General features: G+C 57.0%; 1 pseudogene. It reads right to left on the bottom strand.

Going from position 1 to position 214, the window contains the following annotated elements:
• Positions 1-61 precede the first annotated feature (61 nt).
• Positions 62-214 (bottom strand): annotated as a pseudogene (locus tag SLS51_RS24055) (ShlB/FhaC/HecB family hemolysin secretion/activation protein); the annotation flags it as partial.

The raw sequence follows: 214 nt of genomic DNA, 5'->3' as shown, positions 1-214 counted from the left end.
ACTGCGTGTTCATGACGTTTGCTCCACACAACACTACCCACGGGCAGCTTTGTTATTTGAATTAATACTGCCAATACAGGTTGAAGCCGGCCGTGACCGGGGAGGTTTGGACAGCGGGACGCCGACAAACAGGTCGTAGCTCACCTTTTTCAGGTTGCCGCGCCAGCCCAGGGCACTCCCCGCCAGGTGTTTTCCCAGCAGAGCATCACTGCCC

The organism is Photorhabdus africana (genome assembly GCF_035181445.1).
Taxonomy (GTDB): domain Bacteria; phylum Pseudomonadota; class Gammaproteobacteria; order Enterobacterales; family Enterobacteriaceae; genus Photorhabdus; species Photorhabdus laumondii.
This window is presented reverse-complemented; position numbering and strand designations above follow the sequence as displayed.